Genomic DNA, 14,143 nt, shown 5'->3' with positions numbered 1-14,143 from the left:
AAAGGAGAAATCGACCGAAACCGGAGAAGCGGTCGGAGGTGTCGACGGGAAGTGTGGGGGTAGCGGAACCGAGATACGGTTCAGGGTCGGCTGAGCATCATTGGTCGAGCACCGAGCGGACTTTGCGCAACAGGTCGTCTCGGCCACACGGTTTCTGGAGCAGTTGCACCCCTTCGTGCAGCACGAAATCGGCGTGGATCGCATTGACGCTGTAGCCGCTGGAGAAAATGGCCCGGACCTCGGGACGGATGGCCTTGATCTGCTCATAGACGCTGAATCCGCCCAACTTCGGCATCACCACGTCAAGCAGAACCAGGTCGATGACGTCGGCATGGTCCCGAAAACGTTGCACGGCCTCTTCGCCATCACAACAGGACAGGACGCGGTAACCGGCGCCCTCGAGAATGGTCACTGTCAGCCTCAGGACCATGTCCTCATCCTCGGCCACCAGGACCGTCTCACCGCCCCCAATCACCGCCCCTTCGATCTTGTCGCCGATCTGGATCGCGGCGCGCTCGACAGCCGGCAGATAGATCTTGAAGGTGGTGCCTTTGCCGACTTCACTGTAGACATGGACCATGCCTTCGTGCTGTTTCACCAGACCGTAGACGGTAGCCAGACCAAGTCCGGTCCCATGCCCCATAGCCTTGGTGGTGAAAAACGGTTCAAAGACCCTGGTCCGCGTCTCGTCATCCATGCCGCAGCCGGTATCGGTGACGCTGAGCAGCACGTAGCGTCCGGGCCGGGCCCAGGGGTGGTCGTCCCGGAATGATTCGTCGATCCGCACGTTCTCGGTCTCGATGGTGATCAAACCGCCTTCAGGCATGGCATCGCGGGCATTGATGCAGAGGTTGATGACGACTTGTTCGAGTTGGTTGACATCGGCCCGAACCGTGGCCAACCGATGCCCGTTGAGCAAACTGAGAGAGATGTGCTCACCGATCAAGCGACGCAGCATACTCATACAATCGGTGAGAACGACGTTGAGATCGACATCCTTCATGTCGAGGACCTGGCGCCGACTGAACGCGAGTAACTGGCGAATTAGTGTCGCCGCCCGTTCCGCGGCGGTCATCATCTGCGCCAGATCCTTCTGCAGGCCGGTGTTCGGCCCCAGTTTCTCGGTCATCATCTCGCCGTGGCCGCTGATAACCTGCAACAGGTTATTGAAGTCGTGGGCAACGCCCCCGGCCAACTGGCCGATTGCCTCCATCTTCCGGGCCTGCAGCAATTGTCGCTCGAGCAGTTCGTGCTCCCGCTCGGCCTGCTTGCGTTGGGAGATATCTTCGATGAGCCCGACAATCGAGACAATGCTGCCGTCACCACCGACAACCGGTGCCGCGGACAGGCTTACCTCGGCCGGTGAGCCGTCTTTGCGACGATGCGACGCTTCCAGCCGGGAAATGGTCTCGCCGGCAAGGATCCGACGCCGCATCTCAGCAAACTCATCTTCCTGCCCCGGCGCGATAAAGGGAACAGGTCTACCGACCACATCGTCTTCCCGCCAGCCGAACACTGTCTCGGCACCGCTGTTCCAGGACAAAACCGTACCCTCGGTGTTCAGCCCGATAACCGCCATCGGTGAGGCCTGGATCAGCGCCCGCAGGTATGCCTCACGCTGCCGTACCTGCTCTTCGGCTAGGATGCGCTCGGAAATATCGTAGATCAGGGCATAGAGTAGGTCGCGCCCGCCGACGCGGATCGGACCGCTATACAAATCGACATCACGGAGCGAACCGTCGGCCAGTCTGTGCTGCAGCATTGCATGGTATCGCTGGCTCTGCCTGGCCGCGTCAAAGCCGGTCTTGATCCGATCCTCGGAGAGGGTGTCGATATGGGCAACCGGCATACCGCACAGCTGTTCCCGCGGCCAGCCATAGAAATCGACGGCGGCCGGGTTGGCATCGACGATGGTCAACCGGTCCGGATCGATAATAAGCATCGGCACCTGGTTGTACTCGAACAGGCTGCGATAATACGCTTCGCTCTCCCTGAGCCCTTTCTCGGCCTGCCGCCGGCGCTCAACTTCGAGAAAAATCTGGGCGATCAGCAAAAAGGCGAGCGGAAAAAAGATCATGACACTCGGACCGATCCGCCTGACGATCTCAGGGCCCACTCCGGGGATGAGCAGCTGCAGACCAAGCATCACCGCATGCACCACGCCCCCGAAGAGCAGCAGGGGCAACGGGCTCACCCAGCGGTCATCACGTCGGCGCAGGTAGAAGAGAGCGACGCCCAGGGCGGCCGCTTCCACGATCACCGCAATACCGGGAATCGCTCCAGGACCGCCGAGATAGAAACGATACGCCGCGCAGATCGGCGCCGCTATCGCCGCCACCACCGGACCACCGAACAACCCGGCCAGACTCAGCACGATTGATCGGCCGTCATAGATGATACCGTGCGCAAACTGCAGCGGTGTCATCATGCCAACAACGCCGACCAGGCCGAAGAGGCCGCCGGCCATGACCAGGAAAACGGCACGGCGCTGCTCGAAACGGTAGCCGAGAAACCGTAACCCGACGGCCAGGGTGACAAGCAGGGCGATATTTTTGATCAGATCAAGGATCATGGCAACATGATTGTCAGGATGCGAGCCGTTTTCAAGAGGACCAGGTAACTACCTTGGAACATTGACACATCGCAGCACTCATCTTCCCGTGTATCACAGGCACGCAGCCAGGGCAAGGGGAAAGCACACCTGTGGGCACCGGCAGACACGTTCGTTTCCGGCTCAGTCGCTCCTGCCCCAGAATGTCTTGATGGTGCGATAGTGGTCCGTCAGCAAGGCGGCAGCATCGCGGCTGCGCTGCTGCCGGAGGGCGCCAACGATCGGCGGGTGCAGTTCGTAGATGGTTTGCAGCGGCATGGCCGCTTCAACCAGGGTACCGACCACCTGGACCTGGATTTTCAGCGAATCCCACACCGAAACCATGGTCGTGTTGCCGGAAAATTCGACAATTGCCCGGTGAAACCGGTTGTCGGCCTTGGTCAACAACTGAATCTCACGCTGCGCAACGGCTGTTTGCATGTCGGTAAGACACCGTTCCAATACGGCGAGCAGCGGGGCGCACGCCTCCTCGTCGCACGTCTCCTCCAGGCCGGCAACGGCAAACACTTCAACAGCCTCACGGACCTGGTAAGCCTCTTCCAGCTCCCGGCGATTGAAATTTTTGACCATCGCCCCGACATGGGGAATATGATCGATGTAGCCCAGAGTTTCCAGGCACCGGATAGCCTCCCGCACCGGCGCCTGACTGGTGCCCAGCTCTTTTGCGACCTGCAGCTCCTTGATGCGGTCTCCCGGCACCAGGGTCCCCTCGACGATGCGCTCGATGAGGATTTTCTTGACCTGATCTTTCAGACTCTTGCGAACCACTTTTGTGGTGGCCATAACACCTCCGCAGAAAAATTATCGATAATATAGGACAACGGGTGAAAAGATGCAAGCGACCTCTGGACGACCAGACGGCACCAAACGCACCGGCGATCGAGGATCTCATTGCATCGGCGCCATGGCTCGATTATAACCTGCCTCTACGACAATTGATGGAAACCTTGAAAAATTGTTATTCCGCCCAATATCATCGTTACGCAGTCACATTTTTCCTTGGAATATTATACACATGCCCGCGGTAAAATTTTCTTGCGCGCCTTGATTTTGAACGAAATTCCTAATTTTTCAAGCTCCTCTGACGACTCCGAGCGGGGAGGGCTTGACCGGTTCTTTCCGTCGGCCCACGCCTCTGCTGCTCTGTGACGAATTGGCCTTCTTCCGGCAGCAGAGGCGCTTTTGCCGGCATAACGGCGGATGGACAGCCGGCATAGTGGTCCCCCGCCCGCGAATAACCACGCTTTGTATCAGAACGCCCGTGGAGGCAGCCATGGATCCGAAAAAAGAACGTCAGGACCGGCGAGACGCGCCGGTATCGGACGACACCGTGCTCAAGATCGCCAAGGAGATCGCCGTCAAGTTTATCGAGGTCGGCCGCTTGACCCCGGCCACCTTCGACGAGACCTTCAAGGCCATCCACACCACCATCGCCGAAACGGTGGGCAAAGGTGACTGAAACAACGCACCTGCTCGACCCGGCGTTGAACCGGTTGCCGGCAACGGTGCAATCGATCCACCTGATGGGCATCGGCGGCACCGCCATGGCCGCTTTGGCCGGCATGCTGAGCGAACGGGGCTATCGGGTCAGCGGATCGGATAATCCGCTCTACCCGCCGATGTCGGACTTGCTCGACCGGCTCGACATCGAAGTAGCTGCCGGCTACCAACCGGAAAACCTCAGCCACCGTCCGGACCTGGTCGTCGTCGGCAACGTGATCAGCCGGGACAATCCGGAAGCCCGAGCACTGGCTGATGCCGGCCTGCCCTATCTGTCCATGCCGCAGGCCGTCGCCACGCTGTTTCTCGCCTCCCGGCGGCCGCTGGTGATCGCCGGCACCCACGGCAAGACGACGACCGCTTCACTGCTCGCCGCAGCGCTGCATACGGCCGGCGCCGATCCCGGATTTTTGATCGGCGGCATCGTTCAGGACTTTGGGTCAAATTACCGGTTAGGCGGGGGGCCGGTTTTCGTCATCGAAGGTGATGAATACGACACTGCTTTTTTCGATAAAGGATCAAAGTTTCTCCACTACCGTCCGGAAGTGGCGGTGATCACCTCAATCGAATTCGATCATGCCGACATCTTTGCCGACCTCGAGGCGATCAAGCACTCATTTCACCGCTTCGTCTCCCTGCTGCCGCAACACGGTTTGCTGGTGGCCAATCTTGACGACCCGGTAGTCGCCGAGATCGCTGCCTCGGCCCGCTGCCCGGTGCAGAGCTACGGCCGGCAAGTAGGTCGTGACTGGCGGATCGGCGTCATCGATCAGAAGCCGGAAAAAACGAGCTTCCAACTCTACCGAGGAGATGCACTGTTCGCCGACATGACCATCCACCAACCGGGCCTGCACAATTGCCTCAACGCGACTGCTGCGGTGGCGGTTATGTCCCACCTCGGCCTCGACCGGACCGCGCTGCTCGCCGGCTGCAACGCCTTCAAAGGAGTCAGACGGCGCCAGGAAATCCGCGGCGTCGTCGACGATATCATCGTTATCGACGACTTTGCCCATCACCCGACGGCCGTCCGAGAGACCCTGATCGCGTTGCGACAAGCCTATGGTGACCGCCGCCTGATCGCGGTATTTGAGCCGCGCTCCAACTCATCGCGGCGCTCACTCTTTCAACAAGCGTACGCGGCCTCGTTTGGCGCAGCCCACCTGGCGATTATCAAAGAACCGCCGATCCTCAAGGAAACCGACCGGTTGGACCGACTCTCCGCGGCGCTCCTCGCCGACGAGATCGACCGGAACGGCGGTAAGGCCGTCGCCTGCGCCGACACCGATGCGATCCTGACTCGGCTCGGGGAGATCGCCCGACCGGGCGACGTGATTGCTATTCTATCGAACGGCGGCTTCGACGATATCCACCGAAGATTGCTGGCCGTGCTGGCCGAGCGGTAGCGAAGAGAGTACAGCATCGCTATCGCCAGTTCGGCGGATCAATCGAGGGTAATTCGCAGAGCTGTTTTTAAAAAGAATGAAGTTGCCCGGGCTGGTCGGTGCTGCCGGAGGCTGCATCGCGTAGGCCCGGCGGGCCGGAGAATCAGGCCGCAGCGCAGCAGCCGGAGGCAGGACCGACCAGTCCATCCGTCCACAGGCACCGATTTTTTTGTTCGTTGCGAATCCCGACCAAGGAAGTTACTGGAGATAGGGCTGCAGGGTATCGCGCAGCGTCACGAAGAGTCGTTCCAGCTCGCTGTCGCCCTGCTGCTTCTTGCCTTTCTTTTCGATCTCGTAGGCAAGATCGGCACACTCGTGGAGGCCGAGATTGAGCAGGGCGCCCTTGATAGTGTGCCCGGCTCTACCGAGTTTTTCTAGATCTCCGCCGTGAAAGGCCTCCTCGAGCTTTGCCAGATGGTCCGCCAGCGAGGTGATAAAGCCGGGAATCATGGTTTCGATCTGTTCGGCGGGAAGATTGAACTGGTTGAGCAGATAGTTCTTGATCCGTTCCTGTCTGAATCTGTCGGTCATGGCTCATTCGATAAGGTTCAGGTCACGCAGCGTGGCGATCAGCTTGGAGCGATCGATCGGTTTGGTCAGATAGGCTTCACAATGCCCTTCGGCAAAGGCCTTCATGATGCTCTGCGAATCGGTCAGCGCCGTCGTCATGATCACCTTGGTGGCTTGACGGCCGGACAGACCAAGCTGCCGCTCCATCGTCCTGATTTCGGTGAGGACTTCCTGTCCGTCCATCTCGGGCATCATAATATCGAGGCAGACCAGATCGTAGCGTTCGCCATGCTCGAACGACCGGCGCAGCACATCCATCGCCTCCCGGCCATCGACCGCAACGTGACAGATCCCGTAAGTGGCCATCATCTCGATGAGCAGGGTGCGGCTGATAAATTCGTCTTCAACGACCAGTATCTTCAACATGACTGACGATCCCGTGACAAACCAACCACGCTGAGGCGGACGAAAAGGTCTGTTGCGCCAGCGGCACCTTTTCCGTATGGTATACCAAAGATTTCGCAAAGCAAACAAAAAGCTCACCAAATCGGACTTTTTGATGCCATCAACGCCATGACGACAAGCACGCCCCTCCACGCCGCTGTCCGGCAAGCGATCAGTCACCACCGGCTGGTCACCGCCGATGCGCACCTGGTCGTTGGTGTTTCCGGCGGCAGCGACTCGGTCGCCCTGCTCCACCTGCTCGCCGACCTGTTGCCCGGCTGCCGGTTGACGGCAGTCTATGTCGACCACGGTCTACGTCCGGAAGAAACAATCCATGAGCAGCGGCTGGTCGAAGACCACTGCCGGTGGCTGGCGCAGGATTGCCGCATTGTCGCGATCGACGTGAGAAAGGAGCGGCAGCGCAGCGGCGAATCCCTCGAGGCCTGTGGCCGGCGACTTCGCTACCGGGCCCTGGAACAGGTGCGATCAGCCTGCGACGCCGAATCGATTGCCGTCGGTCATACCAGCGACGATCAGGCCGAGGAAGTGTTGATCAGATTGATCAGGGGCACCGGCCTCCAGGGACTGGCCGGCATGGCCTGGAAAAACGGCCGCATCATTCGCCCGCTGCTCGGCGTCAGCAAACAGGAACTGGCGAGCTATCTACATGCACGCGGCATCGCTTCAACCGTCGACAGCAGCAACCTCTCGACACGCTTTCTGCGTAACCGGGTGCGCCTCGAGCTGTTGCCGTTGCTGGAACGGGGGTACAACAGCGCAATCAGGAAAACCCTGCGCAGCATGGCGGCGATTTGTTCCGGTGATGACGATTATCTGCGCCTCATTGTCGACAGCCACTATGGTGATCTGGTATCCGGGACAGCTGCCGCCGGATTCACTCTTTCGCTGGCACCCTTCAACGACCTGCACCGGGCCCTGCAGCGACGGCTGCTGGAAAAGATCTGCTGGCAGAGCGGCAGCAGGCCGAGTTTCCGACACATCGAGGATCTGCTGCAGTGCATTGCCTCGGGAAAAGACGGCGCCCGCCTCGACCTGCCCGGTACCATCCGTGCCCGAAAAATTGGACAGACCATGGTCTTTTCAACACACACCAGGCAACCGGGACACGGTCACCCTGACAGCTTCGGAGCGGTGCTGACACTTGACGGCCCGGGTATCTACCCGCTCCCCCACCACGCCGCCTCGATCGAACTGGCGCTGGCACCAGCGCCGGGGACACCCGATGGTGGAACGCTGCTGATCGATGGTGATCTTGCCCCGTTTCCGCTGGTTCTCCGGGCCCCGGCCGCCGGCGAACGATTCGTGCCGATCGGAGCGCCGGGCAGCAAGAAGGTCAATCGTTTGCTCAGCGACCGCAAGATACCGCGCCACCGGCGGCACCGCTATCCGGTCCTCGCCTGCGGCCCGGACATCGTCGCCATCCCCGGGTTGGTCATTAGTGATCGAGTCAGGATAAGCGAGCAGACCAGACGAGTGTTGGCCATCGTGTGGCGAAACGAAGAATCGTAAACGGCACTGCTGCTTGATGGCCGAATCAGCCCTTCTTGCGCAGGACCCGCTTATCGCCGATCCTGATGGTCAATTTGATCCGATCCAGGTACTCGAGGATCGGGATGGAGAACTTTCTGGTCAGGCCGCTCAGCTCCTTGAAGCCGGGGGCGTCGATCTCTCCGTGTTCCCGCAGATGGGCCGTTACCTTCTCCTGCAGATCCTGCAACTGGGCGGCATCGAAGTACAGCGCCTCGCTGACCTTCATCAGGGTGCCGTCCTTGAGCAACAGATCGATCACACTCTTGACCAGCTCGGCCGGGTAGTCGGCGAAGCGCTCGTACGTTTCCTTGACGGTCGGGGTCATCAGGCCGCGTTGGCGGTACCAGGCCTGCAGGTCGCTCCGCAGCTGTTTCTCGTCGGCCTTCAGCGCCACCTGGTGGCCGGCCAGGCGAATCACCGATTCTTCCTGCACCACCACATTTTTGCGCAACAGCTCGTTTAAACAATAGTTGAACACCTTCGGGTTGACATGGCTCTTGAACCCGGAGCGCACCTCTTCCTTGGAGAGGCCGTTTTTCAACGGATGGGACTGGTGGTAGGCGGTCAGCGAAGAGACGATGGTCGCGGTCACATCGTCCGCGGCTTCCTTTGCCAGGTAGCGCTGCGCCGCCGAATCGACGACAACGATGCGTTTGGCCGACAACGGCACGCCGAGCAGTTTCGTCAGCTGCTTGCCGAATATCCCGAGCCGGACCGCCAATTGGTCAAACGTCAGTCCGATGGTCCAGGCCTCTTTCAGAAAGAGCAGCAGCCTGTCCTCAACGCTGCCGTGCTGCAGGATCTGAAACACCGATTCATTGTAGGCACGGTCTTTTTCCGCCAACCGCTTGCGTTTTTTCGGCGCCTGACTGCCGAGCACCTCGCCGCCGCCGATGGTCACCACCGGCGAATAGCTGCGGATAACGTAGCGATCGCCCGGCCAGACTGCGACCGGTTCCTCCAGCAGGAGTTGCACCGGCAGCTCCTCGCCGGGCTTAATTTCATCGGCGGTCAGCAGGGAAACCCGGCCGGTCAGCTCGGCGGTACCGAGGTGGACGCGTACCCGGGTGCGATGCTTGAGCGGTTTCTGGTTGGCCGGCAGATAGAACAATGAGCAGTCGAGCATGAAATTTGCTTCGAGACACCCCGGCGTGGCCAGCACCATGCCGCGACTGATCTCTTCCAGTTCGGTTCCCTGGAGGTTGATCGCCGTGCGATGCCCCGCCTCGACCACGTCCACCGTCCGGGAATGCACCTGGATACCGCGCACCTTGGCGCTACGGTCGCCGGGATAGAGGCGCAGTTCGTCGCCGAGCGCGGTGCGGCCGGAAATCGACGTGCCGGTTACGACGGCGCCAAAGCCCTTCATCGCAAAAACCCGGTCGATGGGTAGCCGAAACGGCCCGAAGGCCTCGGTGAACTGGTGCTGCCGGACAAACTGATCGATAATGTCGATCACCTGATCGAGCCCTTCGCCACTGACCGATGAGACCGTGACAATCGGCGCCCCTTCAAGAAAACTGCCGCGGCAGAAATCGTCAACCTCCTCGATGACCATCTCCAGCCAGTCCTCGTCGACCAGATCCTTTTTGGTGATCACCACGAATCCTTCATCAACCCCGAGCAGCCGGCAGATATCGAAATGCTCCCGGGTCTGCGGCATGATCCCTTCATCGGCCGCAATGACAAAGGCGAGCAGGTCCATGCCGGTAACCCCGGCCACCATGTTTTTGACAAAACGCTCGTGGCCCGGCACATCGACGATACCGATACGGTGTCCGCACGGCAGATCAAGGTAGGCAAAGCCCAGTTCGATGGTGATGCCCCGCTTCTTCTCCTCTTTCAGCCGATCGGTCTCGATGCCGGTCAGCGCACGGATGAAACTGGTTTTACCGTGGTCGACATGGCCGGCGGTCCCGAGAACAATTTCACGCATGGAAAAGCGGTTATCTGAGGTAGGGGTTGGAGCGGTGTTCTTCCACGATGGTCGAACGGCTACCGCCGTAACCGTGGCCCGGCCAGACAACGGTCTCGGGGGGCAGGACGAGCAATTTTTCGACGATGGAAGCGATCAGTTCGTTATGCGAGCCGCCGGGAAAATCGGTCCGCCCGATGCCGCCGACAAAGAGCGTGTCACCGGTGAGCAGATCGGGCGGGTTATAGAGACACATACCGCCGGGGGTGTGGCCCGGCGTGTGGATAACCTGCAGGGATTCTTCACCGATGGTGATCACATCGCCGTCGGTGACACGCCGATCGGCCTGCGGCGATTCCTCGAGCCCGAGCATCGAGAAATAATTCTTGATATTGGGCTGATTGAAGAAATCGTCGTCGGCCGCGTGCATGATGATTTGGGCGCCGGTCGCCTCTTTGATCCGGCGATTGCCGCAGACATGATCGGGGTGACCGTGGGTGGCAATGATCGACACGACCTCGAGCCCGGCCCGGTCGACCGCGGCCAGCACCCGGTCCTCGTCGCCGCCGGGATCGACAATGGCCGCTTTGCCGGTTTTCTCACAGCTGAGCACATAACAGCAGACCCCCATCATTCCGACAATATGCTGTTCCACTTTCATAATAATCCGATCATCATTGGGGAACCTTGAAAATTGCCATTCCGCCCGGTCTCATCGTTGCGCAATCAAATTTTATCCTCGGAATATCATCTATGCCTGCGGTAGAAATTATCTTGCGCGCCTCGATTTTGGTCGAAATTCCGATGTTTCCAAGCTCCCCATTGGTTTGCAGGTTGACACCCATCGCAGTGTGGCATCTATCATGCCATCTCCGGCGAAAAAAGGAAAGTCCCTCACGAACCTTTCTGCGAACCGCAACCACCCGATGAACAAGCACAGGCTCCGGCACCGGCCATCTTCAGCGGGGATGGGGCGGCCACCGGCGGCAGGCGCCGTTCGATGGCGGCAACGATCTCACCAAACGCCTGCACCGCCGGACTGTCCGTGGTCGTAGAGAGGTACGGCACACCATCATCCCCGGCAGCAACGACCTTCGGATCCATCGGCACCCGGCCGAGAAACGGCAGATCGAACTCTCGGGCCACTTCCTCGCCGCCGCCGGACTTGAAGATATCGACAGTCTGATTGCAGTGCGGACAGACGAAGCCGGACATGTTCTCGACCACACCGACGATCTCGACATTGACCGAGCGGCAGAAATTGATTGATTTGCGGACATCGGCCAAGGCCACTTTCTGCGGCGTCGTCACCACAATCGCCTTGACCAGCGGAATCGTCTGCGCCACCGTCAACGGCTCGTCGCCGGTGCCGGGAGGGGCATCGATAATCAGGTAATCGAGCTCGCCCCAATCCATGTCGGCGATAAACTGTCGGATCGCTTGAATCTTGAGAGGACCACGCCAGATGATCGCCTCGTCCCGATCGCGCATCATGTATTCCAGGGACACGACCTTGAGGTTGTCATTGTAGCGCAGCGGCGGGACCAGTGCGTCGGGAGCGGACGGTGCTTCGAGAGTCCCCTGCAGGTTGAGCATCCGCACTACGTCGGGTCCGTGGATGTCGACATCCATAAGGCCGACCTGATAGCCCTGCTGGGCAAGACTGAGTGCCAGATTGACGGAAACCGTGGACTTACCGACGCCGCCCTTGCCGCTCATCACCAGGATCTTGTTTTTGATCTTTCCCAGCGACCGGGTGATGGCGTTATCCTGCTGGGCCAGTGCCGCCTGTTGCGATTCCTTGGTTGCTTTGGTAGCACACGAACCGCTACTATCACATGATTGAGACATGCTGCTTCCTCCTGAAACAAAGAATAGTGTATGAATGCCGATTCAATCTGAAACGGCGACTCTACATTAATGCCGCTCACCTGAAAAGCAACTCATTTTGTGTAAATGCAAATCTGATCGCCTTCTGCGCCATGGTGCGACACGACGAGCAAACGCGCTCTTTTTGTTGCGTTCTGCACGCCAAGCCCGTAATATACAGTGTTGACTTGGTATCGACAGAGATGCCCGTTCCGCCTGTCCGGTGCCTCCAGCACCGACACAGAGGCGACCGGCAATCAACCTCTACAGGATAACATGTATGCTCGGCTGGTTTCGTAAGAAAAAAAAGAGCCCTTTCCCCGACAGTCCCGAAGATGATGCTTCGCGACAGCAACCGGCTGACGCACCCGGAGAAGAACCGGACGCAACCATCGAAGAACCGGAAATAACCGACCCGGCGGTGGCGCAAACCGCGCCTCCGACCAAGCCTCCCGCTGCTGTTGTCCCCCCGGAAAAGCCCGAAAAATCGTCCCCGTCCATCTTCAAAAAACTCTCGGAGCGGCTAGCCCGAACCAGGGAGTCGTTTACCCAGCGCATCGATGAATTGTTTCTCGGCAAAAAACAGATTGACGCCGCCCTTTTCGACGAACTCGAAGAGATCCTCGTCACCGCCGACCTCGGCATCGCCACGACGATGGAACTGCTGGAAACGGCACGCAGGCAGGTCAAGCGTGACAACCTATCCGACCCGCAGCAGCTCAAGCATATTATCAAGGACGCTCTGAAATCCTATCTCACCGCCACCAACCGCCCTGCCGAACTGGTTATGCCGCAACAGGGACCGTTCGTGATGATGGTCGTCGGCGTCAACGGCGTCGGTAAAACCACCACCATCGGCAAAATCGGGGCCAAATTCCACGCCGCCGGCAGATCCGTGCTGCTCGTTGCCGCCGACACCTTTCGGGCGGCGGCCATCTCCCAGTTGAAGATCTGGGGCGAGCGCAACGACGCCCGAGTCATCGCCCAGCATGAGGGCGCGGACCCCTCCTCGGTGGTCTTCGATGCAATGGCCATGGCCGTCAGCAAGGGCTATGACGTGGTCCTGATCGACACCGCCGGCCGCCTGCACACCCGCGCCAACCTGATGGATGAATTGAAAAAGATCAAACGCGTCATCACCAAACAATTGCCAGACGCACCGCACGAGGTGCTGCTGGTGATCGACGCGACCACCGGCCAAAACGGCATTTCCCAAGCCACCCTGTTCAACGAGGCGATCGGGGTAACCGGGATCGCTCTGACCAAACTGGACGGAACCGCCAAAGGCGGCATCGTCGCCAATATCACCCGGGAGTTGCAACTGCCGATCCGCTTCATCGGCGTCGGTGAGAAGATCGACGACCTGCGCGACTTCGATGCCGACGAATTCATCGAGGCGTTGTTCGCGACCGAAAGCGACGACGACCATTCTTCCGACCAGCTCCACACTTCTGAGTCATGATGCGTTACCAACAACGGCAACCGCCCGGCTGCGGCGGCTGCCTGCTGATTCTGCTGCTCATCGTGTTTGTCACCGGCGGCGCCCCGGCGTTGATCAACCTGCTCGGCTTTCTCTTTTTCTCCGGCTTTTTTGCGGTCCTGCTCTTTATCGCCCTGTTCTGGGGCTTTTCCTATTGGGCGCGAAACCGCATCGCCACCTACGAAGCGTCGCAGACCGAAAGTCACAACCGTTTCGTCTGGCTGCTGGTTAGAATTCTAGTCAAGATCGCTCAGCTCGACGGGCACGTCTCCCGGGACGAAGTCCAGACCATCCAGCGCTTCTTCCAGGTCAACCTGCGCTACAACCAGACCCAGATGGCCTGGGTTAAAAACCTGATCAAGGAAGCGACCGGTGCCACCGAATCCCTCGAGATGCTGCTCCAGGAATTTCGCTCCACCTTCGCCTACGAGCCGCGTCTGATCCTGCTTGAACTGATCTATCAGATCATCTTCACCAAGGATCCACCGCCGGACAACGAATTGCAGACCGCCCGGCGTATTGCTGTCTTTCTCGGGATCGCTGACTACGACCTGCGCACCATCGAGGCCAAGTACACCTATCGCCGGCAGCAGCAGACCGCCACCGCCCGGGAAAGCGACAGCCAGTATTACGCGGTCCTCGGTCTCGAACCGGGCGCCGACATGGAGACCATAAAAAAGGCCTATCGCCGACTCAGCATGAAATACCATCCCGACAAGGTGTCCCACCTCGGGGATGAATTCCGCTCCGTGGCGGAAGAAAAAATGAAGGAAATCAACAGTGCGTACGATTATTTCAAGAAAAAATTCGCCTGACCAGAC

The 14,143-nt window shown here is 59.5% G+C and carries 12 protein-coding genes; 5 read left to right on the top strand and 7 right to left on the bottom strand.

From position 1 onward, the window contains the following. Nucleotides 1-97: 97 nt before the first annotated feature. Together BUC26_RS15900 and BUC26_RS15895 are read right to left on the bottom strand one after the other, a co-directional pair. Nucleotides 98-2,572, bottom strand: coding sequence for a PAS domain S-box protein (locus BUC26_RS15900; protein WP_073377580.1), 2,475 nt, complete (start codon nucleotides 2,570-2,572; stop codon nucleotides 98-100). Nucleotides 2,573-2,734: 162 nt separating this feature from the next. Continuing rightward, nucleotides 2,735-3,394 (bottom strand): GntR family transcriptional regulator, encoded by a 660-nt coding sequence (locus BUC26_RS15895; RefSeq protein WP_073377578.1) that lies wholly within the window; start codon nucleotides 3,392-3,394, stop codon nucleotides 2,735-2,737. Between the two features lie 490 nt (nucleotides 3,395-3,884). Here BUC26_RS15895 and BUC26_RS15890 point away from each other — a divergent pair, with 490 nt between their 5' ends. Together BUC26_RS15890 and BUC26_RS15885 are read left to right on the top strand one after the other, a co-directional pair. After that, nucleotides 3,885-4,070: a hypothetical protein gene (locus tag BUC26_RS15890; protein WP_073377577.1), complete on the top strand. Its 186-nt coding sequence runs from the start codon at nucleotides 3,885-3,887 to the stop codon at nucleotides 4,068-4,070. Continuing rightward, nucleotides 4,063-5,514, top strand: a complete 1,452-nt coding sequence (locus BUC26_RS15885; RefSeq protein WP_279626307.1) for a UDP-N-acetylmuramate--L-alanine ligase — start codon at nucleotides 4,063-4,065, stop codon at nucleotides 5,512-5,514. Before BUC26_RS15890 ends, BUC26_RS15885 begins: the two co-directional genes overlap by 8 nt. 237 nt (nucleotides 5,515-5,751) lie before the next feature. Here the strand turns inward: BUC26_RS15885 and BUC26_RS15880 are convergent, their stop codons facing one another. Beyond that, nucleotides 5,752-6,084, bottom strand: a complete 333-nt coding sequence (locus BUC26_RS15880) for an Hpt domain-containing protein (RefSeq protein WP_073377575.1) — start codon at nucleotides 6,082-6,084, stop codon at nucleotides 5,752-5,754. A 3-nt stretch (nucleotides 6,085-6,087) separates the two neighbouring features. Beyond that, nucleotides 6,088-6,489 (bottom strand): response regulator, encoded by a 402-nt coding sequence (locus BUC26_RS15875; RefSeq protein WP_084540705.1) that lies wholly within the window; start codon nucleotides 6,487-6,489, stop codon nucleotides 6,088-6,090. 147 nt (nucleotides 6,490-6,636) lie between these two features. On the opposite strand from BUC26_RS15875, the gene tilS reads away from it, so the two are divergent. Next, nucleotides 6,637-8,037, top strand: a complete 1,401-nt coding sequence (tilS, locus tag BUC26_RS15870; protein ID WP_073377574.1) for a tRNA lysidine(34) synthetase TilS — start codon at nucleotides 6,637-6,639, stop codon at nucleotides 8,035-8,037. Between the two features lie 25 nt (nucleotides 8,038-8,062). Here the strand turns inward: tilS and selB are convergent, their stop codons facing one another. The 3 genes from selB to BUC26_RS15855 all read right to left on the bottom strand — a co-directional run bounded on the left by selB (nucleotide 8,063) and on the right by BUC26_RS15855 (nucleotide 11,824). Then, the gene (gene selB, locus BUC26_RS15865) at nucleotides 8,063-9,994 is read right to left on the bottom strand and encodes a selenocysteine-specific translation elongation factor (RefSeq protein WP_073377573.1); all 1,932 of its coding nucleotides are present in this window, start codon (nucleotides 9,992-9,994) and stop codon (nucleotides 8,063-8,065) included. Between the two features lie 10 nt (nucleotides 9,995-10,004). Beyond that, entirely contained in the window at nucleotides 10,005-10,634 is a 630-nt protein-coding gene (locus BUC26_RS15860) for an MBL fold metallo-hydrolase (RefSeq protein ID WP_073377571.1), read from the bottom strand. 233 nt (nucleotides 10,635-10,867) lie between these two features. Then, nucleotides 10,868-11,824, bottom strand: coding sequence for an Mrp/NBP35 family ATP-binding protein (locus tag BUC26_RS15855; protein ID WP_073377570.1), 957 nt, complete (start codon nucleotides 11,822-11,824; stop codon nucleotides 10,868-10,870). Between the two features lie 298 nt (nucleotides 11,825-12,122). Between BUC26_RS15855 and ftsY the strand changes: the two genes are divergently transcribed. Both ftsY and BUC26_RS24440 read left to right on the top strand, forming a co-directional pair. Next, entirely contained in the window at nucleotides 12,123-13,304 is a 1,182-nt protein-coding gene (gene ftsY / locus BUC26_RS15850) for a signal recognition particle-docking protein FtsY (RefSeq protein ID WP_073377569.1), read from the top strand. After that, nucleotides 13,301-14,137 carry a J domain-containing protein gene (locus BUC26_RS24440; RefSeq protein ID WP_279626306.1) on the top strand — a complete coding sequence of 279 codons (837 nt, stop codon included), beginning with the start codon at nucleotides 13,301-13,303 and terminating at the stop codon, nucleotides 14,135-14,137. Before ftsY ends, BUC26_RS24440 begins: the two co-directional genes overlap by 4 nt. Nucleotides 14,138-14,143: the final 6 nt, after the last annotated feature.

Source organism: Desulfofustis glycolicus DSM 9705 (genome assembly GCF_900130015.1).
GTDB lineage: Bacteria > Desulfobacterota > Desulfobulbia > Desulfobulbales > Desulfocapsaceae > Desulfofustis > Desulfofustis glycolicus.
This window is presented reverse-complemented; position numbering and strand designations above follow the sequence as displayed.

Excerpts from the sequence above, each read along its gene's own strand:
- BUC26_RS15900 (WP_073377580.1), bottom strand. The coding sequence starts at position 2,572 with ATGATCCTTGATCTGATCAAAAATATCGCCCTGCTTGTCACCCTGGCC.
- BUC26_RS15895 (WP_073377578.1), bottom strand. The coding sequence starts at position 3,394 with ATGGCCACCACAAAAGTGGTTCGCAAGAGTCTGAAAGATCAGGTCAAG.
- BUC26_RS15890 (WP_073377577.1), top strand. The coding sequence starts at position 3,885 with ATGGATCCGAAAAAAGAACGTCAGGACCGGCGAGACGCGCCGGTATCG.
- BUC26_RS15880 (WP_073377575.1), bottom strand. The coding sequence starts at position 6,084 with ATGACCGACAGATTCAGACAGGAACGGATCAAGAACTATCTGCTCAAC.
- BUC26_RS15875 (WP_084540705.1), bottom strand. The coding sequence starts at position 6,489 with ATGTTGAAGATACTGGTCGTTGAAGACGAATTTATCAGCCGCACCCTG.
- tilS (WP_073377574.1), top strand. The coding sequence starts at position 6,637 with ATGACGACAAGCACGCCCCTCCACGCCGCTGTCCGGCAAGCGATCAGT.
- selB (WP_073377573.1), bottom strand. The coding sequence starts at position 9,994 with ATGCGTGAAATTGTTCTCGGGACCGCCGGCCATGTCGACCACGGTAAA.
- BUC26_RS15860 (WP_073377571.1), bottom strand. The coding sequence starts at position 10,634 with ATGAAAGTGGAACAGCATATTGTCGGAATGATGGGGGTCTGCTGTTAT.
- BUC26_RS15855 (WP_073377570.1), bottom strand. The coding sequence starts at position 11,824 with ATGTCTCAATCATGTGATAGTAGCGGTTCGTGTGCTACCAAAGCAACC.
- ftsY (WP_073377569.1), top strand. The coding sequence starts at position 12,123 with ATGCTCGGCTGGTTTCGTAAGAAAAAAAAGAGCCCTTTCCCCGACAGT.
- BUC26_RS24440 (WP_279626306.1), top strand. The coding sequence starts at position 13,301 with ATGATGCGTTACCAACAACGGCAACCGCCCGGCTGCGGCGGCTGCCTG.